The sequence below is a fragment of the Streptomyces sp. NPDC050658 genome (assembly GCF_044457025.1).
In the GTDB taxonomy this organism is placed as follows: Bacteria; Actinomycetota; Actinomycetes; order Streptomycetales; family Streptomycetaceae; genus Streptomyces.
Genome location: NZ_JBITGM010000004.1, coordinates 79,275 through 105,195, shown reverse-complemented (window position 1 = coordinate 105,195; position 25,921 = coordinate 79,275). Strand labels below are relative to the sequence as shown.

At 72.5% G+C, this 25,921-nt stretch carries 25 protein-coding genes; 11 read left to right on the top strand and 14 right to left on the bottom strand.

Annotated elements, in window-relative coordinates; all coding sequences use genetic code 11:
• Window positions 1-4: 4 nt before the first annotated feature.
• The 5 genes from ACIBKX_RS16085 to ACIBKX_RS16065 are packed head-to-tail and all read right to left on the bottom strand — an operon-like array spanning window position 5 to window position 5,256.
• Entirely contained in the window at window positions 5-1,339 is a 1,335-nt protein-coding gene (locus ACIBKX_RS16085) for an STM4012 family radical SAM protein (protein ID WP_363274621.1), read from the bottom strand.
• Complete coding sequence (locus ACIBKX_RS16080) at window positions 1,336-2,142, bottom strand: STM4013/SEN3800 family hydrolase (RefSeq protein ID WP_363274740.1); 807 nt, start codon at window positions 2,140-2,142, stop codon at window positions 1,336-1,338. Before ACIBKX_RS16080 ends, ACIBKX_RS16085 begins: the two co-directional genes overlap by 4 nt.
• A 37-nt stretch (window positions 2,143-2,179) precedes the next feature.
• Window positions 2,180-3,334 (bottom strand): STM4014 family protein, encoded by a 1,155-nt coding sequence (locus ACIBKX_RS16075; protein WP_363274622.1) that lies wholly within the window; start codon window positions 3,332-3,334, stop codon window positions 2,180-2,182.
• Window positions 3,315-4,268, bottom strand: a complete 954-nt coding sequence (locus ACIBKX_RS16070) for an STM4015 family protein (RefSeq protein WP_363274624.1) — start codon at window positions 4,266-4,268, stop codon at window positions 3,315-3,317. The genes ACIBKX_RS16075 and ACIBKX_RS16070 overlap by 20 nt, the downstream gene beginning before the upstream one ends.
• A gap of 28 nt (window positions 4,269-4,296) precedes the next feature.
• Complete coding sequence (locus ACIBKX_RS16065) at window positions 4,297-5,256, bottom strand: STM4015 family protein (protein WP_363274625.1); 960 nt, start codon at window positions 5,254-5,256, stop codon at window positions 4,297-4,299.
• Between the two features lie 233 nt (window positions 5,257-5,489).
• On the opposite strand from ACIBKX_RS16065, the gene ACIBKX_RS16060 reads away from it, so the two are divergent.
• The 6 genes from ACIBKX_RS16060 (at window position 5,490) to ACIBKX_RS16035 (ending at window position 10,162) form a co-directional block, all read left to right on the top strand.
• The gene (locus ACIBKX_RS16060; RefSeq protein ID WP_363274626.1) at window positions 5,490-5,816 is read left to right on the top strand and encodes a hypothetical protein; all 327 of its coding nucleotides are present in this window, start codon (window positions 5,490-5,492) and stop codon (window positions 5,814-5,816) included.
• Between the two features lie 88 nt (window positions 5,817-5,904).
• Complete coding sequence (locus tag ACIBKX_RS16055; RefSeq protein WP_363274741.1) at window positions 5,905-6,945, top strand: DUF6745 domain-containing protein; 1,041 nt, start codon at window positions 5,905-5,907, stop codon at window positions 6,943-6,945.
• 36 nt (window positions 6,946-6,981) lie between these two features.
• On the top strand, window positions 6,982-7,488 hold the full coding sequence (locus tag ACIBKX_RS16050) for a hypothetical protein (protein ID WP_363274627.1): 507 nt from the start codon (window positions 6,982-6,984) through the stop codon (window positions 7,486-7,488).
• A gap of 43 nt (window positions 7,489-7,531) precedes the next feature.
• On the top strand, window positions 7,532-8,629 hold the full coding sequence (locus ACIBKX_RS16045) for a M20 family metallopeptidase (RefSeq protein ID WP_363274743.1): 1,098 nt from the start codon (window positions 7,532-7,534) through the stop codon (window positions 8,627-8,629).
• A 103-nt stretch (window positions 8,630-8,732) separates the two neighbouring features.
• Complete coding sequence (locus ACIBKX_RS16040) at window positions 8,733-9,128, top strand: ACT domain-containing protein (protein ID WP_363274628.1); 396 nt, start codon at window positions 8,733-8,735, stop codon at window positions 9,126-9,128.
• Between the two features lie 68 nt (window positions 9,129-9,196).
• Entirely contained in the window at window positions 9,197-10,162 is a 966-nt protein-coding gene (locus ACIBKX_RS16035) for an endonuclease/exonuclease/phosphatase family protein (protein ID WP_399375829.1), read from the top strand.
• 26 nt (window positions 10,163-10,188) lie between these two features.
• On the opposite strand, the gene ACIBKX_RS16030 is transcribed toward ACIBKX_RS16035, so the two are convergent.
• From ACIBKX_RS16030 to ACIBKX_RS16020, 3 genes are read right to left on the bottom strand one after another with little or no spacing between them, the layout of a single operon-like run.
• Window positions 10,189-12,252, bottom strand: a complete 2,064-nt coding sequence (locus ACIBKX_RS16030; RefSeq protein ID WP_363274630.1) for an iron ABC transporter permease — start codon at window positions 12,250-12,252, stop codon at window positions 10,189-10,191.
• Window positions 12,253-12,256: 4 nt separating this feature from the next.
• Window positions 12,257-13,237: an iron-siderophore ABC transporter substrate-binding protein gene (locus tag ACIBKX_RS16025; RefSeq protein ID WP_363274632.1), complete on the bottom strand. Its 981-nt coding sequence runs from the start codon at window positions 13,235-13,237 to the stop codon at window positions 12,257-12,259.
• Window positions 13,234-14,124, bottom strand: a complete 891-nt coding sequence (locus ACIBKX_RS16020) for an ABC transporter ATP-binding protein (RefSeq protein WP_399375798.1) — start codon at window positions 14,122-14,124, stop codon at window positions 13,234-13,236. The genes ACIBKX_RS16025 and ACIBKX_RS16020 overlap by 4 nt, the downstream gene beginning before the upstream one ends.
• A gap of 140 nt (window positions 14,125-14,264) precedes the next feature.
• Between ACIBKX_RS16020 and ACIBKX_RS16015 the strand changes: the two genes are divergently transcribed.
• Complete coding sequence (locus tag ACIBKX_RS16015; RefSeq protein ID WP_363274634.1) at window positions 14,265-15,107, top strand: alpha/beta hydrolase; 843 nt, start codon at window positions 14,265-14,267, stop codon at window positions 15,105-15,107.
• Here the strand turns inward: ACIBKX_RS16015 and ACIBKX_RS16010 are convergent.
• Window positions 15,104-16,450 (bottom strand): tetratricopeptide repeat protein, encoded by a 1,347-nt coding sequence (locus tag ACIBKX_RS16010; RefSeq protein ID WP_399375828.1) that lies wholly within the window; start codon window positions 16,448-16,450, stop codon window positions 15,104-15,106. The genes ACIBKX_RS16015 and ACIBKX_RS16010 overlap by 4 nt on opposite strands.
• Before the next feature lie 234 nt (window positions 16,451-16,684).
• On the opposite strand from ACIBKX_RS16010, the gene ACIBKX_RS16005 reads away from it, so the two are divergent.
• Both ACIBKX_RS16005 and ACIBKX_RS16000 read left to right on the top strand, forming a co-directional pair.
• Complete coding sequence (locus ACIBKX_RS16005; protein WP_363274636.1) at window positions 16,685-18,031, top strand: M64 family metallopeptidase; 1,347 nt, start codon at window positions 16,685-16,687, stop codon at window positions 18,029-18,031.
• Between the two features lie 101 nt (window positions 18,032-18,132).
• Window positions 18,133-19,548 carry an SMI1/KNR4 family protein gene (locus ACIBKX_RS16000; RefSeq protein WP_363274637.1) on the top strand — a complete coding sequence of 472 codons (1,416 nt, stop codon included), beginning with the start codon at window positions 18,133-18,135 and terminating at the stop codon, window positions 19,546-19,548.
• Here ACIBKX_RS16000 and ACIBKX_RS15995 read toward each other — a convergent pair.
• The gene (locus ACIBKX_RS15995; RefSeq protein ID WP_363274638.1) at window positions 19,538-20,440 is read right to left on the bottom strand and encodes an RNA polymerase sigma-70 factor; all 903 of its coding nucleotides are present in this window, start codon (window positions 20,438-20,440) and stop codon (window positions 19,538-19,540) included. The genes ACIBKX_RS16000 and ACIBKX_RS15995 overlap by 11 nt on opposite strands.
• Before the next feature lie 193 nt (window positions 20,441-20,633).
• Here ACIBKX_RS15995 and ACIBKX_RS15990 point away from each other — a divergent pair, with 193 nt between their 5' ends.
• Window positions 20,634-21,113, top strand: coding sequence for a carboxymuconolactone decarboxylase family protein (locus tag ACIBKX_RS15990; RefSeq protein ID WP_363274639.1), 480 nt, complete (start codon window positions 20,634-20,636; stop codon window positions 21,111-21,113).
• Between the two features lie 20 nt (window positions 21,114-21,133).
• Here the strand turns inward: ACIBKX_RS15990 and thpR are convergent, their stop codons facing one another.
• From thpR to ACIBKX_RS15975, 3 genes are all read right to left on the bottom strand, one after another.
• Window positions 21,134-21,754 (bottom strand): RNA 2',3'-cyclic phosphodiesterase, encoded by a 621-nt coding sequence (gene thpR / locus ACIBKX_RS15985; RefSeq protein WP_363274745.1) that lies wholly within the window; start codon window positions 21,752-21,754, stop codon window positions 21,134-21,136.
• A 56-nt stretch (window positions 21,755-21,810) separates the two neighbouring features.
• On the bottom strand, window positions 21,811-22,605 hold the full coding sequence (locus tag ACIBKX_RS15980; protein WP_363274640.1) for a DUF5937 family protein: 795 nt from the start codon (window positions 22,603-22,605) through the stop codon (window positions 21,811-21,813).
• 281 nt (window positions 22,606-22,886) lie between these two features.
• Window positions 22,887-24,317, bottom strand: a complete 1,431-nt coding sequence (locus tag ACIBKX_RS15975) for a helix-turn-helix domain-containing protein (RefSeq protein WP_363274641.1) — start codon at window positions 24,315-24,317, stop codon at window positions 22,887-22,889.
• Window positions 24,318-24,756: 439 nt separating this feature from the next.
• On the opposite strand from ACIBKX_RS15975, the gene ACIBKX_RS15970 reads away from it, so the two are divergent.
• Window positions 24,757-25,326, top strand: coding sequence for a helix-turn-helix domain-containing protein (locus tag ACIBKX_RS15970; protein ID WP_399375797.1), 570 nt, complete (start codon window positions 24,757-24,759; stop codon window positions 25,324-25,326).
• A gap of 1 nt (window position 25,327) precedes the next feature.
• On the opposite strand, the gene ACIBKX_RS15965 is transcribed toward ACIBKX_RS15970, so the two are convergent.
• On the bottom strand, window positions 25,328-25,909 hold the full coding sequence (locus tag ACIBKX_RS15965; protein WP_399375796.1) for a helix-turn-helix domain-containing protein: 582 nt from the start codon (window positions 25,907-25,909) through the stop codon (window positions 25,328-25,330).
• Between the last annotated feature and the right edge of the window lie 12 nt (window positions 25,910-25,921).

Here is a 25,921-nt window from a genome sequence, read left to right as displayed (position 1 = left end):
CCGCTCACTTCAGCTCGTACGCGGCCATCGCGGCCCGCACCTCGGGGGAGAACAGCTCGGGGCCGATCGCGTCGGAGTGCGCGAGGCCCTCCGGGGTCAGCCGCAGCAGCTCCGGGGTCTGCTCCAGCCAGCCCCGGTCGGCGAAGCCCTTGAGCTCGGCGGGGAAGTCGTCGCCGGGATCGGCGCCGAACCGCTCGCGGTACTCCTCCAGGGCCATGCCGTCGGCCTGCAGCAGCGACTGGAGCAGATGGCGGCGCCGGGCCTCCGCCCCGTCCACCCGACGGCCGTGCACCGCGCGGGTGAAGTCCTCGGTGGCGGTGTACTCGTCGATGATCGTGCGGATCTCGCGGAGGTCGACCGCGTAGTCGAAGGAGTAGTGCAGCGTCGAGGTGTACGAACGGGCCCCGCACCCCAGGCCGATCATGCCGTCGGTCTGGCACGCGTAGTCGTCCGCGCCCTGCGGCGGCGCGTCCGCCCGGCGGAACATCCGCATCGACACCTGGACGTACCCCTCGGCGAGCAGATGGTCGCGGCCCTGCCGGTACAGCCGCAGCCGCTGCTCGTCCCACTCCTGGTCCGTGAGCGCCGCCCGGTGCTTGCCCAGACCCGTCAACGGGCGTACGTACAGCGGGTAGAGGTACAGCTCCTCGGGCCGCCAGGCCAGCGCCGCGTCCAGGGAGGTGCGCCAGCTGTCCGCGGTCTGGCCCTCGATTCCGTAGATCAGGTCGATGTTCAGCACCGGGATCCGGGCGTCGCGCACCCGGCCGAGCGCCGCCTCGACGTCCGCGCGGCGCTGCGGCCGCACGGCCGCCCTGGCCTCGGAGTCGACGAAGCTCTGCACGCCCAGGCTCAGCCGAGTCGCCCCGCGCTCGGCGAGCACCGTCAGCCGGTCGGCGGTGGCGGTCGCCGGGGACGCCTCGACGGACAGCGGAATCGCCCGCAGATCGGCGCCCATGCGCAGCTCGGCGATGTCGCACAGCCGCTCCAGCTCGGCCGCCTCCAGATAGGTCGGGGTGCCGCCGCCGAACGCCGCGTTGGCGAACCGGACGGGCGCCGCCGCCGTGCCCTGCTCGCCGAGCGCGTCCCGCACGGCGGTCGCCTGCCGGTCGAGGGCGTCCAGATAGCGGGTGGTCAGTTCGCCTGGGGCGCCGATCCGGGTGAACAGATTGCAGAAGCCGCAGCGGACCTCGCAGAACGGTATGTGCAGATACAGCGAGAGCGCGTCCTTCGGCTCCGCCGCCCACAGCGTGCACAGCTCGGGGCGGTCGTGGAGCGGGCGGTACGCCGTCTTGTGCGGGTAGGCGTAGACGTAACTCTGGTACGGGCGCGGGGTGCTCATGCGGACGGCTCCAGGAAGAAGTGGGCGTACGGCACCGTCCACACGGCCTCGTGTCCCAGGCGGTGGCCGGTGTAGCCGTCGTCTCCATAGGTCGTGCCGTGGTCGGAGCAGACGATCGCGAAGCAGCGGCGGCGCGAACTCAGCGCGGCGAAGAGCCGCCCGATGTGCCGGTCGATGTACTCCAGGGCGGCCGCGTGCGTGGCCCGGCTGTCGCCCGTCTCGCGGGTGGCGCCGGGCAGGTGGAACCAGTTCGGCTGGTGCAGCGCGGCGGCGTTGAGGAAGAGGAAAAGGCGCTGCTCGCGGGGGAGTCCGGCCACGACACGCTCGGCGCACGCCACCTGCTCCGCGAAGGAGGTCGGCGAGGCGACACCGAACTCCGGCTCCCAGTGGCTCTCCTGGAAGAGCCCCGGCAGTACGTCGCCCAGCGCGCCCTGCTTGTTGAAGAAGCCGACGCCGCCGATACAGACCGTGCGGTAACCGGCGTCCGCGAGGCCGGACACCAGGTCGGGGGTGTCGAAGACGTAGGTGCGCCCGGCGGTCGTCTCACTGCCCGCGAAGCGGGCGGCGAAGAGCCGCGGATGCGGGCCCGGCGCGGCGGGCGTGGGCAGGAACCCGGCGAACATCGCCTGATGCGAGGCATAGGTGAAGCTGCCCGGCGCGTGCCGCTTCTCCCAGGCCCCGCCCGGCAGATGCCGGGCCAGGTTCGGGATGCGGCCCGCGGCGGCCAGCTCGACGGCGACGTCGTACCGGAGGGTGTCGAGAGTGAGGAGCAGCAGGTCGTCACGGCCGACGACCTCGTTCATGTCGGGCTCGGTGGGCGCGGCCGGTGCGATGGGGACGTCAGGCGCTTGCATGGTGGTTCCTTGCGGGGTGGTTCGTCGGAGCGGGGTGGTTCGTGGTGCCGGTCTGCCGCCGTACGGCGGCGACCTGCGCGGCATAGGTGTCGAGGCCCTCGGCTCCGCTGTCCGGCAGCCCCGTGAGCCGCGGCAGCAGGTCCCCGAAGGCGTTGACCTCGCCGACGGCGAAGCGCCGCCAGCGGAGAGCGGGCAGCAGGTCGACGCCGACACAGAGCGTGCCGGGGAAACAGGCCGCCGCGCGCTCGCAGATGTCCAGGGCGTCGGCCCAGTGGCCGCCCGCGGCCTCGACGGCTGCGGCCAACTCGCCGCGTGCGCCGCCCAGATGCAGATTGGTCAGGGGCGAGCGGCTGGTCCGTACGACGGCGTGCGTGGCCCGGCCGCCGACGACCACGACCCGCAGGTCGGCCACCCGCCCCCGCAGCGACGCCTTCGGCAGCCAGCGCTCGACGTGCAGCCCGTCCGGCGCGAGCCCGTCGACGATCGCGGCGATCTCCCGCTCGTCCCGGTAGCGGCGCACCTGGAGGGAGTTGTGCAGCAGACCCCCTGACAGCTCGACGGACGTGGTCGCCTGGACGCGGCCCGCGCCCGCCGTCTCGACGGCGAGCACCCCCGACGCCGAAGACCCGTGGGCGAGCTTGACGAACACGCGGGGCATGCGGTGCTCACGCATCAACGCCCGTACGTCGTCCCAGCCGCGCACCGCCGTCGCCGCCCCCGACGTGGGCGAGGGCGGCACCGGAACACCCGCCCGGGAGAGCACGTCATGGCAGCGCCGCTTGTCGAAGAGCACGCCGAGCTCCGTGGGGTCGTCGAGCCGCATGCCGCCGCGCAACGAGCCGACGGCCGCGGTGAACCGCCCGTACCAGCGCGCGCTGCCCTCCACCCGCGTGGGATCGTCCGTCCCCCGGAGCAGCCGGTCGACCTCGCCGTTCTCACCCGGCGAATCGAGCCGCACCGTCTCGTCCGGGGCGAAGGCGGCGCCCCCCTCGCGCAGCACGTCCCGCCACGGCACGACACGGGGAGCCGGCAGCCCGGCCTCCCGTACGGCCGTGGTGAAGAGTCCCACCCGGCGGTTCTCCGGATTGCCGACGACCGCGAACCGGGGGCCCGCGCGGTGCCTACTCTCCGACGGCGACATAGCGGGACTCCGTCTGTCGGCGGCCCGCACCGAAGCGAATGAGGTTCACGTCGACCCCGTGCGGCTCCAGCGTGGCGCGGATACGCTGCGCCATCGGCGCGGAGAGGAAGTGGTGGTGCAGATCGAGCGTCCGAAGATGCGTCAACGGCTGCCCGTCGAGCAGCGCGGCACCGCCCTCGTCGCTCAACGCCCCCATGCACAGGGCGAGGGAGTCCAGCTGCGGGACCACGGGAGCGCCCGCCACCGCCGCCGCGATCTCGTCCTGGATGTCGCTGTTCTGGAGACCGAGATGGCGCAGCGAGGGCAGCCGGGCGCCCGGCGCGAGGAGCGGCGACACGTCCTCAACGGAGGCATCGCCCCCGTACCAGCTGGTCCCGAGCCACAGCTCCAGATGGTCGAGCGCGGGGAACTCGCAGGCGCCGAGCGCGCGGACCGGAGCCGCGGGCAGACCGCCGGACTCGAACCGCAGAGTGCGCAGGGAGTGATGGCGCAGCGGCTCCAGGGTCAGCCCCTCGCCGCCGCGCGCCCCGAGCTTCTCCAGGAGCGGGAACGCCTTCAGCAGCGGCGTCAGATCACCCAGCTTGATCCAGGAGATCTCGGACTCCTCGGAGAGCACGTCGCCGAGGAACAGCGCCCGCAGCCCGGTGAGCCGGTCCCGCTCGGCGCACAGCAGCTCGACGATCGGGCCGATGCCCACCTCGTCGTACTCCATCCACCAGGGCCCGAAGATCAGCGCGCGCACCTTCTCCGGCCGTACGGCGGCCAGGAACTCCTGCCACTGCGACTCGACCGTCCGCTCGCCGGCGTGGGTGTCGAACCGCCAGGCGACCGACTCCGGTGTGGGCAGCCCCCCTTCGAAGCCGGCACCCTCGTACGGATAGGTGAAGACCGGAAGCCCGTGAAAATACTTGAGATGCTCAGCCGCGTACCCCATGGCGTTCCCCCCTGCTCTCGGTCGTCCGCTACTCGCCCACCGCCACGTAGCGCCAGACCTCGCCGTCGTCCTCGTCCTCGTCCGCTTCGTCCGCGTCGAGGTCCACCTCGACGCCCGCCGGGACCAGCGAGTCGTGCACGCGCGTGCGCAGCGCCTCGCTCAGGTAGTTGTGGTGCAGGTCGAGCTTCTTCAGGTGGGTGAGCGGCTGCCCGGCGAGCAGCGCGGTTGCCCCCTCGTCCGTCAGGACACCCATGGACAGGTCGAGGACCTCCAGACGGGCCACCACCGGCGCGGACGCCATGGCCGCGGCGATCTCGTCCTGGATCTCGCTGTTGCGCAGGGCCAGTTCCCGCAGACGGGGCAGGCGGGTGCCCGCGAAGAAAGGCTCCAGGTCGCCGAGGACCGCGTCGCCGCCGTACTCGGACGTGCCCAGCCACAGGTCGAGCCGCTCGAGGGCGGGCAGATCGCTGGCCGCGACACCGCGCACCGCCTCCGCGGGCATGCCGCCCGTCTCGACGGTGAGGGTGCGCAGCCGCTCGTGCCGCACGGCCGGGAACGTGAGGCCTGTGCCGCCGCGTACGCCGAACTCCGCCAACTCGGGGAACGCGTCGAGGAGCGGGGTCACGCACGTCTGGTTGATCCAGGAGATCTCGCACTCCTCCATCACCATGTCGCCCAGGAACAGCGCCCGCAGGGCCGGCAGCTTCGCCCGCGCGCCGATCAGCGCCTCCAGCACCTCCTCGGGCCCGCTGTCGTACGCGTCGCTCCACGAGCCCACGACGATCGCCCGCACCCGCGAGAGATCGACGCTGTCCGCGAACCGGGCGAAGGCGTCCTCCCACTCCTCCTCGCTCTCGTACGAGTCGACGGAGATCCGCCAGGCCACGGAATCGGCCGCAGGCAGGCCGCGCGCCGCCTTCTCGTCCGCCTGCGGGAAGTCATGGGTGGGCAGACCGTGCAGCTCCGCCAGGTGGTTACCGATGGTCATGTCCGCCCGCTCCTGATGTCCTGAGCGCCGGTGCCGACGCTCGACTGCGGCGATCGCCTGTTCGCGGTGATCGACCGATGTGCTGAATTTCTACCAAGCGGCACTGACAACGCCCGCCGCAGGGCCGCGTGAAGCCGCCTCCCCGGCCGCCGGTCGACGGCCGTTGTCAGACCCGGCCCGTACGGTCGGTTCTCATGGGCGGCGCACGGTGTGCCGCGGGGAGGGGAACACCCATGTACCGGCAGGGAGATGTGCTGATCGTGCCCGTGGCGGAGTCGGCACTGCCCGCGCACGTCGCTGATGCGCCGAGGGAGCCGAGGGACGGCCGGGGCAGGCTCGTGCTCGCCCTCGGCGAGGTGACCGGGCACGCGCACGCCGTCGTCGGACCGGGGCAATTGATCCGCGAACCCGGCCCGTTCGGCCCGATGCTGCTGCATCTGCCCGACGGCGGACGCGTGGTCCACGAGGAGCACGCCGCCATTCCGCTGCCGAAGGGCTGGTACCGCGTGGTGCGCCAGCGCGAGTACGTCCCGGGGTCGGTCCGCATCGTGGCCGACTGAGCCCGCGCGGGCGGGAGGGGGAGCAGGAAGCAGTGAGCGGGATCGACAAGCAGGCGAACGGGGACGGGACATGGGGACGACGTACGACATGACGACGGTGAAGCAGACGGGACCGAAGCAGCCGGGGCCGGACGTGGCGCACTGGCGGCGGGTGACGGCGGCGACCGGCCCCGCGGACCGCGTCGCGGCCGAGGCCGGGGTGCGCCTCGCCTACCGCAGGGCCGGACTCCCCGAACCGGACCGCGTCCGCTGGGCGGCCTCGCCCCGCGAGGCGGTGCGGCTCGTGACGGCGGAGCGGGAAACGCTCGGCAGGAGCGTGCGCGACGCCGTCCGCAGTCACCCCTGGGCGGCCGAACGCGACCGTCTGCACGGTGAGTTGGGCCCGGCCGGATGGGGCGAGCGGTGGAATGCGTCGGGTGCCCGCCTCTGGGAGACGACCCAGGCGCTCACCTCCCGGATCCGCACCGGCGTGGTGGAGGAACTCGCGGACGAGAGCGGCGAGGGGCCCGTTCGCCTCGCCCTCCTGGACGCCGTGCTCGGCCAGCACGACGCGGCGTGGCTGTGCGCCTTCGACACATCGGGGGGCAGCCCTCTGGAAGGCCTCGCCGCCGTCGCCCGCGCGGCGGGCTGGTGGTGGCCCTTCGAGCGCGAGGCGATCGTCTGCGAACGCCCCACGGAACTCCACCGCGACGAGGCGGGACGCCTGGACCGCGGCGACGGCCCCGCGCTCGCCTTCCCCGACGGATTCGCCCTGCACGCCTGGCGCGGCATGCCCGTACCGAGCGAGTTCCTCGACGAACTCGGCGCGCTCACCCCCGAACGCATCCGCGCCGAGGAGAACGCGGAACTGCGCCGCGTCATGCTGGAGCACTACGGCTACGACCGCTACCTGGACGAGTCGGGCGCGGTCCCCGTGCACCGCGACGAGACGGGCGTGCTCTGGCGCATCGAACTCGTCGGCGACGAGGACGTGGTGATGGTCGAGGTGGTCAACTCGACCCCGGAACCGGACGGCACGAGCCGCACCTACTGGCTGCGCGTCCCACCCACGACGCGCACGGCGAAGGAGGGCGTGGCCTGGACGTTCGGCCTGCACGCGGACGCGTACGAGCCGGAGCGGCAGACGTGATCCAAGGAGGCGGGGCATCCTGCGCACGGAAGCGTGGTGGCAAACACATTCGGCCGCGGGCCGCACAGCCTGGACCTGGCCAACAGCGGTACGGCGGTCTTCATCGACGCGCTCACGCTCGCGGTGTCCGATCTGGCCGACGAGGAGTGGGACTTCCGGTTCGCGGCCCTGCTGACGCTGCAGAACCAAGAGGTCATGGGGCGGGGCGCGGTCGGGTTCGACCTCGAGGACATCGAATGGGGTGGCACACCGCAGGAGCGTTCCCGGGCCAGGGACTTCGTGCTGCGCGCCACCGAGCTGGCCATGAGCGGCCACCGCTGGAGCGAGCTGGACTACGAATCGCCCACGGTTCATGGCTATCTGCGGCAGTTCAGGGCGATGGTGGAGGAATTCACCCCGGCCGAACGCACCGACTCCGTGGGTGTGTTCCCGCGCCCCGCCGAGCGAGCGGTGGCGTCCTGCGCCCGGCATCGGATCCTGACGGCGCTGCCGTACTGGGACGGATGCTTCCTGTGCACGCGGCTGCCGTCGGAGCAGGGGTGACCCCGCCCCCGTACCGTGATCGACGTACCCTTGCCGCGTGACCATGCACCAGGGCGGTGTCGGCTTGAGTGTCGACGCGATGATCGAGGACCTCAGGACGCTCGTCGAGATCGAGTCTCCCTCGCGCGATGTCGAGGCTCTGACGGCCTCGGCCAAAGCTGTCGCGGCGGTCGTCGAGCGCCGTCTCGGCGGGCAGGCCGTCCTCGTGGAGAGCCCGGCCGGACCGCATGTCCACTGGTCGGGCGGTGGCGAGCCGAAGGTCCTGATCCTCGGGCACCACGACACGGTGTTCCCGTTGGGCACCCTGGAGCGCCGTCCGTTCACGGTCGCCGACGGGCGGGCGACCGGCCCCGGAGTGTTCGACATGCTCGGCGGTCTGGTGCAGGCCGTCCATGGCATCGCGGCGCTCGACGACCGTACGGGCGTCGAGATCCTGGTGACCGCCGACGAGGAGGTCGGCTCGCGAGCCTCCCGTGCCCTCATCGAAGAGCGGGCCCTGGCCTGCGGCGCTGTCCTCGTCTTCGAGGGCGCCGCCGACGGCGGGGGTCTGAAGACCGGACGCAAGGGCTGCGGCACGTTCGAGGTCACCGTCACCGGCCGGGCATCCCACGCGGGCCTGGAACCGGCGGCCGGTGTGAACGCCCTGATCGAAGCGGCGCACCAGGTCCTGGACATCGCGGCGCTCGGCCGCCCCGACATCGGCACGACCGTCACGCCGACGGTCGCCACGGCGGGAACCCTCGACAACGTCGTCCCGGCGGAGGCGACCGTCGTCGTCGACGTCCGCGTCGAGTCGGCCGCGGAGAAGCAGCGCGTCGAAGCCGCCTTCGCGGCACTGACCCCGCGTCTGGCCGATGCGGAGATCACGGTCGAGGGTTCGGTCGGCCGCCCCCCGATGCCCGAGTCGGCGTCGGCGGGGCTCTTCGCGGTGGCGCAGGGACTGCTCCCCGGCATCGAGGGCGTGGCCGTCGGCGGCGGAAGCGACGGCAACTTCACGGCGGCGCTGGGCGTGCCGACACTCGACGGCCTGGGCGCGGTCGGGGGCGGTGCGCACGCGGATCACGAGTACGTGGTGATCGACGCGATGGCCGAGCGGGCGCGCCTCGCGGCGGGCCTGGTGAGCGCGATCCGGCAGAAGTAGAAGCAGAAGAAGCAGTGGGTGGGTGACCGGTGGGTGACCGTCATCCGGCAGCAGCACCCCGCCTCGTGAGCAAGATCCCCACCCCGCCGCATAACATGCCGGCATGTCTGGCGAAACCGACCTCAAGACGCTCCTGAGCGGCATGCGGCCCCAGCTCAATCCGGGGCGCTACGTCTTCACCGTCGCCACGGGGCGCACCGTCCCCGACGGCGTCGAGCCCGTCGTCACGGTCCTGGAGGCGGAGGGGCTCACCCTCGTCGTGCGCCAGGAGGAGGCGGACAACGCCGGTCTCCCGTACGACTATGTGGCGGGCTGGATCACCCTCCGCGTCCACTCCGCGCTGGAAGCCGTCGGCCTCACCGCCGCGATCGCCACCGAACTGGCGGGCGCCGACCTGAGCTGCAATGTCGTGGCCGGTTTCCACCACGATCACCTCTTCGTGCCCCACGAGCGGGCGCAGGAAGCCGTCCGCCTCCTGGAAGCCATGTCCATGCGCTGAGCGACGGCGCCGTACCCGACCTCCGGAACCCGATCACCCGTCACCGCGTCGTAGCAGGGGTGGAACGGATCAACTGGCCGCGCTGGGGCAAGGAAGCGACCGGCACTTCACCCTGGGCGCGCGGCAAACTGCTCGCAGCCCTCGCCGTGCTGACCGCGGGCCTGCTGGCGTTCCACTCCGCGGTTCCGAACGCCGTCGCCCGCATCGGCAGTCTCCTGGAGACGTTCCTTCCGTGGCTCGGCCTGGCCGTCCCGCTGCTCCTCGTCCTGGCCCTGCTGCGCCGCTCGGCACTCGCGCTGGTGGCGCTGTTGGCGCCCGCAGCGGTCTGGGGGTTCCTCTTCGGCGGGCGGCTGGCCGCCGACAGCCGTGGCGCGCACGACCTCACCGCGGTCCAGCACAACGTCAGCGACGTGAACGCGGACCCGGCGGCCACGGCGCGCACCCTGACGGAGTCCGACCCCGACCTCCTAGCCCTGGAGGAACTGACGCCCGCCGCCCTGCCGGGATACGAGAGGGCGCTGGCATCGGCGTACCCCTATCGCGCGGTGCACGGCACGGTCGGACTCTGGTCCAAGCAACCCCTGTCGGACGTCCGGTCGTTGGACATCAAACCGCAGGGCATCGAGGAGGACTGGAACCGCGGAGTCCGCGCGAAGCTGCGTACGGGAAAGGGGGAAATCGCCGTGTACGTAGTCCACTTGCCCTCCGTCCGCGTCCGCTGGAACGGCTTCAGCTCGGGCCGACGGGACGAGAGCGCCCGCCTGCTGGGCGCGGTCCTCGCCGCCGAGAAGCTGGACAGGGTGATCCTGCTGGGCGACCTCAACGGCACGACGGACGACCGTGGTCTCGCCCCCGTCACCTCACGGATGGACTCGCTGGGGGAGGGCTTCGCCTTCAGCTGGCCCGCCGCCTTCCCCGTGTCCCGCATCGACCACGTCATGACCCGCTCGGCGACGGTCACCGGCATCCGCACCCTGCCGGCGACCGACAGCGATCATCTGCCGGTCGCCGCCGACATCGAACTCCGGGGCTGAACAGTTCGATCGACGCGGACCATGCCCTACCGCTTGGTGCGGAACAGCAGATACAGGAAGTACGGCGTCCCGACCACGGCCGTCATCAGGCCCGCGCCCAGCTGCGCCGGCGCGATCACCGTGCGGCCCAGCAGATCCGCGACGCCGACGAGTACCGCGCCGAGCAGCATCGCCACCGGCAGCACCCGGACATGGCGGCGGCCCACGAGGGCCCGTGCCGCGTGCGGTGCCACCAGGCCGACGAAGCCGATGGTGCCCGCGGCGGCGACCGCCGTGGCGCTCAGGAGCACGCTCAGGAGGAGGAAGCCGAAACGGCCGCGGGAAAGACGCAGGCCGAGGAGGCGCGGAGTGTCGTCGTCCAGGGACACCAGGTCCAGTTCCGTACGCCGGACGAAGGCCACCACGACGCCGATCGCGAGGACGACGGCGACGGGAGCGATGTCGGTGAAGGTCCGCCCGTAGGTGGAACCCGACAGCCACGTCAGCGCCTTCGTCGCGTTGAACGGGTCGGTGAGGACGATCAGGAGGCTGATGAGCGCGGTCGTTCCCGTCGACACGGCCATGCCGACCAGGACGAGCCGGTTCTGCTGGAACCCGCTGCGCGCCGCGAGGCCGAAGACGAGCCCGGCGGCGATCAGCGCGCCGGCGAACGCCGCACCGGCGACGCCCCACGTTCCGACGGCCGGCACCGTCGTCACCAGCAGCACCGCGCCGAGCGCGCCGCCGCCGGAGACACCCAGGGTGCCGGGCTCCGCGAGCGGATTGCGGGTCACGGCCTGGACGAGGGTGCCGGACAGGGCGAGTGCCGCGCCCGCGCTGAGTGCGGCGACGACCCGGGGCACGCGGGTGTCGAGGACGAAGGAGACCGTCTGGCCCGCCTGCCCTTGCACCCAGTTCGCCACGTCTCCGAGCAGCAGCTTGGCGTCACCGAGGAGCACCGCGGCGATCGTCAGGCCGACCAGTACGGCGAGCAGGGCGGCCAGCGTGATCAGGAACGCGGTCCGGCCCGGGATGCGCAGCCGGTCCGTCGCCGCCGCGCCGCCGGTGTCCCGGACACGTACGGCCATCACCATCAGGAACACCGCACCCACCAGGCTCGTCACGACACCCGTGGGCACCGCGACCGCCGACTGGGCGCTGATCAGGGAGCGCAGCAGCACGTCCGAGCCGAGGACGAGCGCCGCGCCGACCAGACCGGCGAGCGGCACCATGCCGCGCGACCGGACGAACAGCTTGAACCTGCGGCCGAGTGGCCGTACGAGCGCCGGGGCGCAGAGCCCGACGAACCCGATGGGCCCGGCCAGCGTCACCGACGCCGCGGAGAGCAGCGCCGCGAGGACGACCGCCGTGACGCGGGTCGAACGGACCGGCACGCCGAGCCCGCGCGCGGCGTCGTCCCCCAGGGCGAGCGCGTCCACGCGGCGCCCGATCAGCAGCAGGCCGACGAGACCGGCGACCGCGATGGGCGCCATCTGCAGGACGCCGTTGAAGCCGTTCTGCGCGATGCTGCCCTGGTTCCACTGGTAGAGGCCGTCCGTCTCCTGGGGGAACAGGAGGAGCAGCCCGTCGGTCACGGAGTGCAGGCCCAGGGTGAGCGCGCTGCCGGCGAGCACGAGGCGGACGGTGCCGGTGCCGAGCCCGGAGAGGCCGAGCACGATCGCGGCGGCGACGAGCCCGCCGACGAACGCGACTCCGGAGGAGGCGAGCAGCGGCAGCGAGACGCCGGTGGCGGCGAGCAGCCCGAGCCCGAGGTAGGAACCGGCGTTCACGGCGAGGGTGTCCGGCGCGGCGAGCACATTGCGGCTGACGGCCTGCAGCGCCGCGCCCGCCATGCCCAGGCTGACGCCGACGAGCAGTCCCGCCGCCATCCGGGGCAGGCGTGACGCGATGACGACGGAGGCGTCGCCCGCGTCGGCCTGACCGGTGAGCGCCTTGGCGACCTCGCCCATGCCGACGTCGGCGGTGCCCTGTGTGACGTCGACGACGGCGAGGACCGCGACCAGGAGCAGCAGTCCGGCCGTCACCGCGGCCGCGCCCGTCCTGGACGCCGTCGGGATCCGGGGCGCGGTGGTCGTTGCGGTGACGGTCATGGCGCTACTTCTTCAGGGCGTCGACGACGGCGTCGATGTACGCCTCCATCGACTCGGGGCCGCCGAACATCCAGATGCCGTCGGGCAGCTGGTGCACGTCGCCGGCCTTCACGAACGGCAGGGACTTCCAGACGGAGTTCTTGGGGAGGTCCTTGGCGAACGGGTTGCGGTCGCCGCTGCTCTCGCCGCCGATGTAGGCGAACTGGACGCCCTTGCCGAGGCCCGTGAGCCCCTCGACGTCGGTGGTGGCGAGGCCGTAGTCCTTGTCGCCCTTGACCTTCCAGGCGTTCTTCAGGCCGATTTCCTTGTTGACGGCGCCGATGAGCGAGCCGTCGGTGTAGGCGCGGATCGAGACCTGGTTGGAGGCGACGTACCCGTCGGCGAAGGCGATCTCCGTCCCGGCGTGACCGGCCTCGGCGAGCGCCTTCTTGCCCTCGGCGACCTTCGCCTCGAACGACTTCTTGACGGCGGCGGCCTTCTTCTCGGTACCCGTCGCCTTGGCTATCAGGTCGAGGTTCTCCGTCATCTGCCCGACCGGGTCGGACGCGTCGGCCGACTGGATCTGCAGGACGGGGGCGACCTTCCGCAGCTGCTTCATCGCGGAGGCCGAGAGGTCGGACGAGGCGACGATGAGGTCGGGGTTGAGCGAGGCGATGGTGTCCATGCTCGGCTCGCCGCGCGTGCCGATGTCCTTCGGCGTGTTCTTCAGCGGGACGACGGAGTCCCAGGTCTTGTACCCCTTCACATCGGCGACGCCGACCGGGTCGACGCCGAGCGACACGAGGCTCTCGACCTCGTTCCACTCCGTGCCGACGACCCGCTTGGCGGGGCCGTCGAGCGTCACCTTGGCGCCGGACGCGTCGGTCAGCTCGATCTTCTTGGCGGACTTGTCCTTGCCGTCGTCGGCGGACTCGGTCGTTCCGCAGGCGGTGAGGGAGAGGGCCGCGGCGGTGGCGGCGGCAGCGATGACGAGGTGGCGTCTCATGAGGTGGTGCGGAGCCCTTCGGTACGGGTGTGATGCCGGCCGATGGCGCGGGTGCGCAGCCGGCCGGTCAGCGGGTCGGTGTCGACATCGATGCGGATGCCGTACGTGTCGGTGAGGCGTTCCGGTGTCAGTACGTCCTCGGGGGCGCCGTCGGCGATGATCCGCCCGGCGTGCAGGAGGGCGATCCGGTCGGCGACGGCCGCCGCCTGGTCGAGGTCGTGCAGCACGACGCCGACGGCGATGGCGTGGTCGTCCGCCAGATCACGGATGAGGTCGAGGAGTTCGACCTGGTAGCGCAGGTCGAGATAGGTCGTGGGCTCGTCGAGGAGGAGTACGCCGGTCTCCTGGGCCAGGCAGCTCGCGAGCCAGACGCGCTGGAGCTGCCCGCCGGAGAGCTGGTCGGCGCCACGCCCCGCGAGGTCGTCGACACCCGTCATGCGCAGCGCCCGGTCCACCGCGTCGCGGCCGCCGGGATCGGCGCCGCCCCACCGGCCGCGGTGCGGATAGCGCCCGAACTCGACGACGTCCCGCACGGTCAGACCGCTGGGCGTGGGGCGTGCCTGGGTGAGCAGCGCGACGCGCCGCGCGAACTGGCGGGAGGTCAGGGCGAGGCCGTCGGTGGCGGTGTCGCCCGCCCCGTCGATCGTCAGCGTGCCCGTGCGCGCGCTCTGCAGCCGCGCGAGCGTCCGCAGCAGCGTCGACTTGCCGCTGCCGTTGGGTCCCGCGAGCGCGGTCACTTCACCGGGCTTGAGCGAGACGGCAGCGCCGTGCACGACGTCGACACCGTCGTAGGCCACGGTCACGTCTTCGGCAGTCAGTTCATGCCCACGCGTACGGTCGTGCCCCCGCTGACGGGGGACGCCGACTTCATGATCACCAGCTTTCACAAAGGCAAGGTTAGCCTAACCTTAACGTGCTGGACCCCGGGGGTACCGGGATCGCTCCCGGCCGGCCCAGGGACCGCCAACGGAGGCGAAGACCGTCGGAGTGCCCGGCCCCTGTCGGGGGTTCCCGCTACCGTGGCCGGATGGCCACCATCAACGCCAACGGAGTCGCCCTGGGCGTCGAGTCCTTCGGCGACGACGACGCACCCCTGATCCTGCTCGCGGGCGGGACGACGATGCTCTCCTGGCCCGACGCGCTCTGCGAGCGGCTCGCCGCGGGCGGGCGCCGCGTGGTCCGCTACGACCTGCGGGACAGCGGCGAGTCGACGACGGCCGACCCGGACGCGCCCGCCTACACCCTTCGCGACCTCGCCGCCGACGCGGCGGCCCTCGTGGCGGAGCTGGGCGGCGGACCCGCGCACCTCGCGGGGATCGGTGTCGGCGGCATGGTCGCCCAGGTGGCCGCGCTCGACCATCCGGCCGCGTTCTCGGCGCTCACCCTGGCCGGGACCCGCGCGGTCGCGCCCGGTCCGGCCGACGACGACCTCCCGGAGCACGACCAGGCGGTGATGGGCCGGCTCTTCGCGCGGCCGATGCCCGACTGGACCGACCGCGAGGCGATCGCGGAGTTCGCCGCGGCCGGCGCGGAGGTACTCGGCAACGACCCCGCCGCCGCGCGGGCGGCCGCCGCACGTGTCTGGGACCGCACACCCGGCACCACCCCCGCGGTCCAGGCGGCCAACCAGCTCGGCATGGTCTTCTCCAAGCTCGACTGCAGGCCCCGCTGGCGCGAGCGGCTGCCCGGGATCGCGCTCCCGACGCTCGTCGTGCACGGCCGCCGCGACCCGTTCTTCCCCGTCGGCAACGCCGAGGCCATCGCCCGCGAGATCCCCGGAGCGCGGTTGCTCGTCCTGGCGGAGGCCTCCACCGCGATCCCCGGGGCGGCGGTCGACGAGGTCGCCGCGGCGATGCTCGCGCTCGGCTAGCGGACGCCCTCACGCAGGGGGAGCTGTCGGCACACAGGGGGAGCGGTCGGCGCCGGGCCGAGTGTCGTCGTGCCGGGGGCCGCCGCGTGGCCGAGGCCCGTGCGGTAGGTGTCCAGGGCCTCCTCCACCCGGCCCAGGCGGCGCAGCAGGTCACCCAGGAGGCGGCAGAGGTCCGCCAAGTCCCCTGCCGCGTCGGCCTGTTGGAGGAGGGGGAGCGCGGACCGGTAATGCCGCTCGGCGGCTTCGGTGTCGCCGTCGTCCTCGGCGATCAGGCCCAGCAGCCGGTGTGCCCCGGCCGCGTGCACCGCGCCGCGCCCCGCCCGCAGGGAACCGGCCTTCTCGTCCGCGTGCAGCAGCGGATGCAGCAGCGCCCGCGCCTCGTCCGTCCTGCCGCGCCGCCGCAGCACATCCGCCAGCTCCACCTCGACCTGCTCGGTGAAGAGCGCGGCCCGCTTCGACGCCAGCATCTCGCGCGCCATGCGCAGCTCGTGCTCGGCGCGTTCGAGGTTGCCGTCCTGTGCGTGCACATAGCCCCGCATCCAGTGGCAGTGCGCCAGGTCGGTGCGGATCTGGAGCTGGCGGTAGAGGTCCTGCGCCTTGGCCAGCGACGCGTCGGCCTCGGCGATCCGGCCCTCGGTGATGAGGGTGCGGGCGACGCCGCGGTGCATCGCGGCGACGAGCGCCGGATCGCTGACGCGGGGCGCGAGCGCCAGGGCGAGTTCGGCGGCGTGTGCCGCGCGGGCGTGGGCTCCCATGTCCATGTACGGCGCGATGGCCGCCGTGTAGAGGAGCAGCAGGGAGTCGGGGTCGGGCAGGCCCGAGGCGTTGAGTTCGTCGAGTGTGGACTCCAGGAGGTAGCAGGCGTACCGGAGTTCACCGGTCAGCAGGTGGACGGTGGCGCGGCCGCGGACGGCGGGGACGCGGCGGGGCAGCGGCTCGTCCGCCAGGAGCCGCTCGACCGCGGCGAACTGGTCACGGGCTTCGGTGAGTTCGCCGCACTCCAGCAGACAGTCGCCGAGGCCGAGGAGCGCGGCGGCCTGTTCGTCCACCAACTCCTCTTGTGCGGCTTCGGTGTGCAGCCGGCGGAAGAGTGCGGCGGCGTCCGCGGGATCGCCGGTGGCCAGGGCCAGCCGGGCGTCGGTGAGGCGAAGCCGCAGATCGGCGGCCACGTGCGGCGGGCGGCCCGTGGCCAGCTCCTCGAAGTCGATGCCGAGGCGCCCCGCGAGGTGCCGGAGCGCCGCCTCTGAGGGCCGCACCTTCCCGGACTCCAGCGTGGACACGTACGCGGGCGTGTAGGCGGGCTCGGCCAACTCCCGTTGGGTGAGGCCGCGTTCCCTGCGCATCCGCTGGACGCGGCGGCCGATCGCGGCCGGGGTGTCGGTCACCGGGCCCTGCGGGCTCTTGCGTTCCACTGCTGCCCCTTTGTCGGTTCTGCCGGACGCGGCGTGAACTCACCCGCCCCTGGCGCCACATCTGGCATGCCCATTGCCAAACGCCCCATGAGTCCCTACGTTGAGCCACGCCTTAACTCGACTTAACCCCCCACTTATACACCGGACTTCGGGAGGCGCACCCCCATGCGCAGACACACGTCAAGGCACGCGTCCAGGCACCCCTCCGCCGCCCGCGGACGCATCCGCGTCGCCCTCGGCGTCGGAGTCACCGCGGCCCTCGCCCTCGCCGCAACCGGCGGAGCGAACGCCGTGGGCACGGACGGGGCCCCGAGCCCCGAACCCACCCAGCGGGTCGAGCACTTCACCGGCCCGGACGGCCACCCCCGCCACACCGAGATACCCGCCGCGGCCCCGCTCTCCCCGAGGGAGAAGTCCACGATCAAGGGTGACGGCGACGTCACGCCCATCGTCGAGAACGGCCCCGTGGACAAGAAGGTGGACGTCGTCTTCATAGGAGACGGCTACGACGCGGCGCAGCAGGAGGACTTCCACGCCGACGCCCGCGCCAAATGGGAGAAGGTCTCCGCGGTCGAGCCCTACGCCTCGTACAAGGACCTCTTCAACGTCTGGACGGTCGACGCGGTCTCTCAGGACTCCGGCGTCTCCGGCGATCCGACCAGCGACGTCGTCAAGAACACCGCCCTCGGCTCGTACTTCTTCTGCGACGACATCGAGCGGCTGCTGTGCGTCGACGAGAACAAGGTCGAGGCGTACGCGTCGAAGGCCGCCGACCCCGACCTCGTCATCGTCCTCGGCAACTCCACCAAGTACGGGGGAGCGGGCTACAACGCCATCAGCTCCCCGTCCGGCTACGACGGCATCGCCACCGCGTCGTCGGACAACGCCGAGTCCGACCAGGTCGTCGTGCACGAGACGGGCCACTCCTTCGGCAAGCTCGCCGACGAGTACTGGTACGACGAGACCAGCACCTATCCGGGGGCCGAGCCCGGCGAGGCCAACCTCAGCAAGCTGTCGGCCGACGAGATGTCGGCGCAGCAGAAGAAGTGGTACCGCTGGATCGGCGAGAGTTCGCCGGACGGCGGCACGGTCGGGGCGTACGAGGGCGGCGGCTACTACGCGCACGGCCTCAACCGGCCCACCGACGACTCGATCATGCGCACCCTCGGCCGTGAGTTCAATCTGCCGGGGCGCGAGGCGATGATCGCGGGCTTCCACCGGCACGCGCCCGTGCTCGTCGGCGCCACCTCCACGGACCGCGAAGTCCGCCGCGACCAGAGGATCAGCGTGCGGGCGGCGCACGGTGTCCAGTTGCGCTGGTCCGTGGACGGCCGCCCCGTGAAGTCCGCTGCCGGCGAAGCGAGTCGACCGACGCCGCGTGCGCTCGGTGTGCCCGCCGACGGCCGCGCGCACACCGTCTCGGTGCGCGCCACCGACCCGACGGACGCGGTGCGGGACCCCGCGCTGCGTGCCCTCCTGACGGAGACACGCACCTGGCGGGTCGCCCGCTGACCCTCGGCCGGCAGCCGGCCCGGCATCCGGAACGCCGTCCCGTATGCACCCGCCGGGTGCTCCGGGGCGGCGTTGTCAGTGGCGCCCCGTACGGTCGACTCATGGTTGATCGGAACCCCGCCGTGCCTTCGGTCCACGACTTCGCGACCTGGGGGCCGGTACTGGAGCTCATGCTGGCCGCCAAGTCGGAGCGGCCGACTGCCGCGCCCACCCGCCTGGCCGGGCGCATCGGCCGGGACAGCTGGAATCTCGCCCTGCGGCGCGAGGCGACGCCGCAGGAGCTGAAGACCGTGGAGCGGGTGCGGAGCGCCGTGGCCGACACCGGTGTCGACGACGTCTGGTTCACGGCGAAGATCGAACCCACCGGGGAGACCGCGCTCCGTCTTCGCGGGCCAAGCCCGGCCGTGGTGTCCGGGACGGGCAACTCGCATCCGGGGACGCTGATCCTGGTCGAGGGCGCCCTCTCCGAGCCCTGGCGCCGCCTCCCCGATCCGGCGCCCGGCGCGGTCAAGGCCCCTTCCGCGGACCCGGAGTTGCTCGAGCGGACGCTCCGGGAGCGGCTGCCGGACGCCATCGGCGCCACGGAGGACGAGCTGGCGCAGGTCGAAGCACGCCTCGGCTTCGCACTGCCCGAGGAGCTGCGCGTGCTCTACGGAGTGACGCGGGGCCGGTGGTGGGAGGACTGTGACGACGGCGAGACGGCCGACCGCTTCTGCGAGGCGGTCGGCTGCGAACTCGCCCCCGTGGACCGGCTGTACGTCGCCGGCTCCTCGACCCGCGACCACCACTGGGAGTTCGCGGCCACGGAGGCGGTCGACACCCCGCCCCACGCCGCCGTACAGGGCCTGGCCGGCTCGCCCGGTTGGATCGTCTTCGGGGAGAACGGCGGCGGCGACGGGCTGGCCGTCGATCTGACACCGGGCCCGCGCGGCCACATAGGGCAGATCATCCTGATCGGCCATGAGGGGAACATCGGCGCCGAACTCATCGCCGACTCCCTCACGGACCTGGTCCTGAACAGGGAGAGGGAGGAAGAGCACCGCCCCGCTCACGGGGAGCCGCCGCTGGTGGCCAGGGTCAACGCAGCCAGTCTCCAGAGCATCGCGGAGGCCGCTCACCCCGGTCTGGAAGTCCTGTGCGTCGGCGTGTGGGAGGCGGCGCCCCTCAGCCTCGCCCCCGTCGCCGGACTGCCCCGACTGCGTACGCTCACCGCCTACCCCGACACCCTCGCCGACCCGCTGGAGATAGCCGGCCTGCCGCACCTGGAGTTCCTGCAACTCGGCCCCCGCGAATGGCGCGTCCTCCTCGACGCCGAGGCCGTTCCCCGCTCCCTCTTGGCGGCAGCCATCACCCTGCGGGGCGAGGAGGACCCCGCACCGAGCGTGGCCGTCGCGGGCGAACTCCTCGCCCTGTGGGGCAGGCCCCAGATCATCCGGACGCGCCTGGAGGGAACCCTCGCGCCTGCCGAAGGCTTGGCGCGCCGGCCGAGGGCCGCCCGCCGGCCCCTCAGCGGCTGACCACCGTCTCCCGCTCGACCCATGACAGCTTCTCCGGGTTGCGTACGGCGTAGAGGCCCGTGATGAGGCCGTCGTCGATGCGCAGGGCCAGGACCGTGTTGATCTTGCCGTCGAGGCGGAGGATCAGGGCCGGGCAGCCGTTGACCTGGGCCGGGGTCAGGGAGGCCGCGGTGCCGAACTTGGTGAGGCCCGCCACCAAGGGGGCGACCTCGGACACGCCGACCACCGGGCGCAGTACCGCCTGGACGACCCCGCCGCCGTCGCCCAGCAGGACGACGTCCGGGGCGAGGATGTCGACCAGCCGCTGCAAGTCGCCCGTCTCGACGGCCCGTTGGAAGGCGTCGAGCGCGTCTTTGGCCTCGGCGGGGGAGACGCCTCCGCGCGGGCGCCGCGCCGCGACATGGGCGCGCGCCCGGTGGGCGATCTGGCGGACCGCGGCCGGGGTCTTGTCGACGGCTTCCGCGATGTCGTCGTAGTCCAGGTCGAACACCTCGCGCAGCACGAACACCGCCCGCTCGGTCGGGCCGAGCGTCTCAAGCACCAGCAGCATCGCCATCGAGACGCTGTCCGCGAGCTCGACGTCCTCGGCGACATCGGGCGCGGTCAGCAGCGGCTCGGGCAGCCAGGGTCCGACGTACGACTCCTTGCGCCTGCGGAGCGTACGCAAGCGCATCAGCGCCTGGCGTGTGGTGACCCGGACCAGGAACGCGCGCGGTTCGCGTATGGATTCGAGGTCGACGCCCGCCCAGCGCAGCCAGGTCTCCTGGAGGACGTCCTCCGCGTCCGCGGCCGAGCCCAGCATCTCGTAGGCGACGGTGAACAGCAGATTGCGGTGCGCGACGAACGCCTCGGTGGCGGAGTCCATGCGGTCCCGCTCGTTTCCCTCGCCCATGGCCGGCTCCCGTCTGTTCGCGATGGATCGGTGCACACGCACAAGATGCCGGGCGCCGATGCCGTGTGACATCTCGCTTCGGTGGCGCACGTCACATGGCGGCCCCTGTCACGGGGAGCGGGGCACCGGCATCTCGTGTTCGTCAGTGAGCAACAGCGAGTGAGCAACAACGAGCATGAGTGAGGACCACGCCATGGAACCCCGTTTCAACCTGATGACGAACGAGCTCGGCGCCAAGGTCGGCAAGCGCTTCTACGCCGTCGGACAGCCGATCCGTGAATCGACGCTGCCCAGGGCCCTCCAGGAGATCGTGGAGCTGCGCGCCAGCCAGATCAACGGCTGCGGCTGGTGCGTCGACGTACACACCAAGGAGGCCGCGAACGCAGGCGAGACCTCGCTGCGGCTCAATCTGGTCGCCGCCTGGCGCGAGTCCACGGTGTTCACCGAGGCCGAGCGCGCCGCGCTGGCGCTCGCCGAGGAGGGCACGCGGCTCGCCGACGCCCACCAGGGCGTGTCCGACGAGACCTGGGAGCAGGTGACCAAGCACTTCGACGAGAACGAGGTCGCCGCGCTGGTCTGCCTGGTCGCCATGATCAACGCCGCCAACCGTTTCGGTGTGATCGCCCGCATGCGGGGCGGCTCCTACGACCCCGGGATGTTCGCCGACCTCTAGGGCAGGTCCTGCGTCCGCCTTCAGCCGGCAGCCCCGAGGTCCCCGAAGTTCCAGGCGCCGACATCGCCGTACCGGATCGGGCCCGGACCGCGGCCGGTGTTGCTGGCGACCAGGTGGAGTCGCTCGGCCCGCCAGGGGCGGCCGGTGAAGTCGGCGAGGCCGTCCGCGGCCCGTACCGCGCACGAGGGTGTGTCCCGGCGGGCGCGGGCCAGCGTCAGGTGCGGGCGGAACGGCCGGTCCGTGTGGGTGAGGCCGCAGTCCGTGACCACGGCACGCACCTCGCTCGCGAGCAGGTGCAGCTCGTCGAGATCCCCGCCGATGCCGCTCCACAGCACCCGCTCGTCGAAATGCCCGCCGCCGCGCAGCGTCAACGTGAGCGGGCTCCGGGCGGCGGCGAGGCGCGCGAGCGGCGTACGCAGGAGTGCCACGGCCGCGACGGGGACCTCGCCGAGGAAGGCCAGGGTGATGTGCCAGTCCTCGATGCGGTTCCACCGCATCCGCGGATGCGCGTCGTAGGCCGGACCGAGCGCCTGTGCCAGTTCCAGCTTCGCGTCGTCGGGCGGGGCGAGCGCGATGAAGACGCGCACGGTCGCGGGCTGGTTCTGTCCGTTCGCAGAAGGCTTCTCGTTCGCATCGATCACATCGTTCGCATCGTTCACAGAAGACTTCGTATCGCATCCGGGTACGACGACAGCGCTCAGCCCCGGCCGGCACCCGCCCCGAGCAGATCAGCGCCCAGTTGCGTCAGTATGTGCCTGACCTGCTGGCGCACCCGCACGCTGGCCACGAGTCCGGCCCGGCGCAGGACCGCCGCGTGCTCGCTGGCCGACGACAGCGAGACCCCTGCGTACTGCGCAAGCTCGGTGGTGGTGCGGGGTTCCTGGAGCGTTTCCAGTACGGCGGCACGCGTGTGCCCCAGGAGCGGCGCCAGCCTGGAGTGCGGCGTGGCCGCCTCTTCCGGGACGGGCAGCCGGGCGGGGTAGACCAGGACCGGCAGCAACTGCTCGTCCAGGAGGGCGACCGGCGTACGACGACAGAAGTACGACGGGACGAGCAGCAGCCCACGCCCGTTGAGATGAACGTCCCTGTCAACGGGGTAGTGGGCGGTCAGCACCGACGGCTGCCAGCGCAGCATCGGCCCGAACGTGTGCAGCATCGCCTCGGTCCCGGCGCGGCACTGCACCGACGTGCGGTGCTGCCGGTCCGCCTCGACGCGGGCCGCGATGCCCGGCCACCGGGGTCCCAGGACGGACTCGTGGTAGTCGCGCAGGGCGCGGCCCAGCCAGTGCAGCGTGTCGCTGTCGCCGTCGGCGAGGAGCCGGGTCCAGGAAGGCAGTGTGTTCTGCTCTGCGAGCAGCGAGAGTTCGCCCCGCAGCCGCTGCTTCGGAGTGGACAGCACGGCGTCGATCCCGCTCTCGAGCCCGCCCGACGCCGCCCCCGGCGTAAGGAAGTCCGGGAAGTAGCCGCGGGACGGCATCAGCGGGGTCAGCATCCGCAACGCCCGTGTGCGGTCAGGACACGGGCGGACCGGGGCGCCGGTCCGCGCCGTCCGCCTTCTCTCATGGAGCTGATGCATGCTCAGGACGATTTCCCAGAGCGGGTCAGGCCCGTCGGCGACTCTGGTGCGCGACAGATCTCCCACAGTGAAGTGCATACGCAGCAAGGCTTTCCCCCGAATAGTCCGCTACGGCGTTCCCCTCCACGCTAGAAGCCGCCGCGCCCCGGAACCAATGTGCACGGTGCTCAATTCCGGGCCCGGGTTGTGCACGCTGCTCAGATGTCGCGGGCCGCGGCGATGCGCAGGGCGTGCACCACGTCATGCGTGCCGTTGCTCGTGGTCAGCAGGTCGAGCCCGAGGGCGGCCTCGGCGGTCCGCAGATGCGCGCGGACCGTGTTGCGGCTGATGTCCATGCGGTGAGCGGCTTCCTGGGCGTCGGCGTTGGCGTCGATCCACGCCTGGAGCGTGCGCCGGTGCCGGGCCTGGAGGGGGCGCAGGATCGCGCGGGCCCAGGCGGCGGCCTGCTCGGTGCTCAGCAAGTCGTCCAGGGCGGGCGGCTGTTGGGGCTGGGGGTCGAGGCCCTCGCGGGAGCCGCTGAGCGTGAGGGCGAGGTGGACCGCGGCGCGGGTGCGGACGTCGGCGAGGTCCTGGCCGAGGGCTTGCTGCGCGTGCCGCAGATGCGCGGTGACGGTGTTGCGGCTGAGGCCGAGCAGCCGGGCCACGCCGGAGCGGGGCATCGTTATGGCGAGCCGGGTGATGTCGGCGCTGGCCTTCGGGGCGGAGTCCAGGGGCTGCAGGAAGGCGCGGGCCCAGGCGATGGCGGGCTGCGCGGGAAGGATGTCCGTCAGGGGCGACTTGCCGTGGTGGAAGGCGACGCGGTCGGGAGTGGTGCGGGCGGCGGCGAGCGCGTGGGTGGCCTGGGTGTAGGCCTCGGCGGTCGCGTGCAGAGGCTGGACGTCGCTGATGCCCAGCGCGTAGCGGGGATTGTCGCGGACCAGGCGACGGAGGGTCGCGCCCACACCCTGGGGCGGGCCGCCGCCGTGGCCGTCCGTGCCGTCGTCCTCCGCGACGAGGCAGATCAAGTGGTCCTTGAACACCGGGCAGTGCACCATCAGGGCCGTGCCGTGATAGCCCGACGGATCCTGATGGGCCTGCGTGATCCGGTCGCGGTCGGCGGACGGACAGCGCAGCAGATGGATGCGGAGCCGATCGGCGTCGAGCAGCGGGGGCACGGTCCCGGTCGTCATCCGGCGGGCCAGCAGCGGCCCGCCCGCGAGCAGCCCGTGCAGCACGGCGAACCGCAACTGCCGCGCCTTGTCGTGGTACTCGTGTCGGGCCCGGTCGCTGTGCGCGGCACGGCGCAGCAGGGCCAGCACGCTGCCGGTGTGCGAGATCAGCGCGACGGTCTGGGAGGTCGGCTCCGACCGGGCCACCACCACGAGCACCGGCCGGGGCGCGTGCGGCCCGAGCGCCTCGCAGCGCACATGCAGCGACCCGGCCTGGGTGGCGGCCGCGGCCAGTTGCCCACCGGACAGGCGCGCGAGCAGCCCGCCCAGCCGAGCCGGCGCCTCCCGCGGAAAGTCCGCCGTGCACGACTCCACCGCGCCGTCCGCGACGACGGCGGCGTCGACGCCGGTCTGCCGGTGCAGCCAGCACAGCAAATCGCCGACGTCCGCGCCGGTTTCGCACGAAGCCTGGCGTCTCACCTCACGCAGCAGCCCGCCCAGACGGACGTCCTGCCCATGCTCCCGATCGCATTCCACGGCCCTGTCCCTCTGCCGAGTACCCGTACTGCCTTCTTCTCCGTACGCTGCTCAACGCCCCCGGCAGCCCAGGGGCTACGCGCCGGCTCCACCGCCCCAGTGGTGTGTGCTCAGCTTCCCATCGGCCGATGGCGCCGGGGGATGCGGAATCTGGCCGGGCTGGGGCCGGTCCTGCGCCTGCGCCGGGTCCCGGCGTGCAGCAGCGCGTCCCGGTGAGCGCCCGTTCCCTCCGCCGCCACGACGGCGGTGGCGATGCCCTCGCGAGCGGGGTCCGCGGCGCCCCGGGGGTGTCGAACCGGCGGCGTGAAGGCCGGGAGGTCTTGAACCGGCCGGTGCTCGCAACGCTCAGCCCGCTTTGCATCCAGGGCATACGATGTTGCCTATGGAGCAAGACAATGGCGATCTGGACAGCCTCGTACGCAAGCGCATCCGCGCCCTGCGGGTCGCGCAGGGCTGGTCCCTGGACGAGCTGGCCACCCGCGCGAACCTGAGCCAGTCCTCGCTCAGCCGCATCGAGAACGGGCAGCGCCGCCTCGCCCTGGACCAGCTCGTCACGCTTGCCCGTGCCCTGGACACGACTCTGGACCAGCTCGTGGAGACGGCCTCCGACGACGTCGTGACCAGTCCCGTGATCGACGGCGCCCACGGCCTGATGCGCTGGCCGATCAAGGGAGAGCCGGGGATGAGTGTGGTCCGTCAGCGGATGACCGAGCCGCCGCCGGACAACCCCGCCCGCATGCGCGCCCACCCCGGCCGCGAATGGCTCGTCGTCCTGTCCGGTACGGCGATCCTGATGCTGGGTCACCGCCGCTTCCGTGTGGAGACCAATCAGGCCGCCGAGTTCCCCACGATGCTGCCGCACGCCATCGGTGCTGAGGGCGGCCCCTGCGAGATCCTCGGCATCTTCGACCGTGATGCCCGCAGGGGACACCAGCGGGACACCGAAGGCTGAACTACCGCGCGGTGCGCGCGCGGACGTGGGCCCGCTCGCCCTGCGGGCCGAACAGGACGAGTGTCTCCACCGCCTTGCCGTCAGCCGATCCGAGCCAGTGCGGCAACGCGGTGTCGAACTCGGCGGCCTCTCCCGCGGACAGGACGATGTCGCGGTCGCCGACCAGCAGGCGGAGCCGCCCGTTGAGGACGTACACCCATTCGTAGCCGTCGTGGGTCTGCGGCGTCGGCTCCGCCGGTTCCGGGCGGCTCGGGAGCAGCATCTTGAACGCCTGGACGCCGCCGGCCCGGCGGGTGAGCGGGATGAACGTCATGCCGTGGCGGCGGATCGGCTTCAGGTGGATGCGCGGGTCTCCGGTGCGCGGGGCGCCGACGAGATCGTCGAGCGGGACCCCGTAGACACGGGCCAGCGGCAGCAGCAGTTCCAGCGTCGGCCGCCGTCCGCCGCCTTCGAGCCGGGACAAGGTGCTCTCCGAAGTGCCGGTCGCCGCCGACACCTCGGCCAGTGTCAGTCCGCGCTGCTTGCGCAGGGCGCGCAGTCGGGGGCCTACCGCCTCAAGGACCGGATCCGTGTCGTCAGCCACGACGCCGAGCAT

Excerpts from the sequence above, each read along its gene's own strand:
- ACIBKX_RS16085 (WP_363274621.1), bottom strand. The coding sequence starts at position 1,339 with ATGAGCACCCCGCGCCCGTACCAGAGTTACGTCTACGCCTACCCGCAC.
- ACIBKX_RS16080 (WP_363274740.1), bottom strand. The coding sequence starts at position 2,142 with ATGAACGAGGTCGTCGGCCGTGACGACCTGCTGCTCCTCACTCTCGAC.
- ACIBKX_RS16075 (WP_363274622.1), bottom strand. The coding sequence starts at position 3,334 with ATGTCGCCGTCGGAGAGTAGGCACCGCGCGGGCCCCCGGTTCGCGGTC.
- ACIBKX_RS16070 (WP_363274624.1), bottom strand. The coding sequence starts at position 4,268 with ATGGGGTACGCGGCTGAGCATCTCAAGTATTTTCACGGGCTTCCGGTC.
- ACIBKX_RS16065 (WP_363274625.1), bottom strand. The coding sequence starts at position 5,256 with ATGACCATCGGTAACCACCTGGCGGAGCTGCACGGTCTGCCCACCCAT.
- ACIBKX_RS16060 (WP_363274626.1), top strand. The coding sequence starts at position 5,490 with ATGTACCGGCAGGGAGATGTGCTGATCGTGCCCGTGGCGGAGTCGGCA.
- ACIBKX_RS16055 (WP_363274741.1), top strand. The coding sequence starts at position 5,905 with ATGACGACGGTGAAGCAGACGGGACCGAAGCAGCCGGGGCCGGACGTG.
- ACIBKX_RS16045 (WP_363274743.1), top strand. The coding sequence starts at position 7,532 with ATGCACCAGGGCGGTGTCGGCTTGAGTGTCGACGCGATGATCGAGGAC.
- ACIBKX_RS16040 (WP_363274628.1), top strand. The coding sequence starts at position 8,733 with ATGTCTGGCGAAACCGACCTCAAGACGCTCCTGAGCGGCATGCGGCCC.
- ACIBKX_RS16030 (WP_363274630.1), bottom strand. The coding sequence starts at position 12,252 with ATGACCGTCACCGCAACGACCACCGCGCCCCGGATCCCGACGGCGTCC.
- ACIBKX_RS16025 (WP_363274632.1), bottom strand. The coding sequence starts at position 13,237 with ATGAGACGCCACCTCGTCATCGCTGCCGCCGCCACCGCCGCGGCCCTC.
- ACIBKX_RS16015 (WP_363274634.1), top strand. The coding sequence starts at position 14,265 with ATGGCCACCATCAACGCCAACGGAGTCGCCCTGGGCGTCGAGTCCTTC.
- ACIBKX_RS16010 (WP_399375828.1), bottom strand. The coding sequence starts at position 16,450 with ATGCGCAGGGAACGCGGCCTCACCCAACGGGAGTTGGCCGAGCCCGCC.
- ACIBKX_RS16005 (WP_363274636.1), top strand. The coding sequence starts at position 16,685 with ATGCGCAGACACACGTCAAGGCACGCGTCCAGGCACCCCTCCGCCGCC.
- ACIBKX_RS16000 (WP_363274637.1), top strand. The coding sequence starts at position 18,133 with ATGGTTGATCGGAACCCCGCCGTGCCTTCGGTCCACGACTTCGCGACC.
- ACIBKX_RS15995 (WP_363274638.1), bottom strand. The coding sequence starts at position 20,440 with ATGGGCGAGGGAAACGAGCGGGACCGCATGGACTCCGCCACCGAGGCG.
- ACIBKX_RS15990 (WP_363274639.1), top strand. The coding sequence starts at position 20,634 with ATGGAACCCCGTTTCAACCTGATGACGAACGAGCTCGGCGCCAAGGTC.
- ACIBKX_RS15980 (WP_363274640.1), bottom strand. The coding sequence starts at position 22,605 with ATGCTGACCCCGCTGATGCCGTCCCGCGGCTACTTCCCGGACTTCCTT.
- ACIBKX_RS15970 (WP_399375797.1), top strand. The coding sequence starts at position 24,757 with ATGGAGCAAGACAATGGCGATCTGGACAGCCTCGTACGCAAGCGCATC.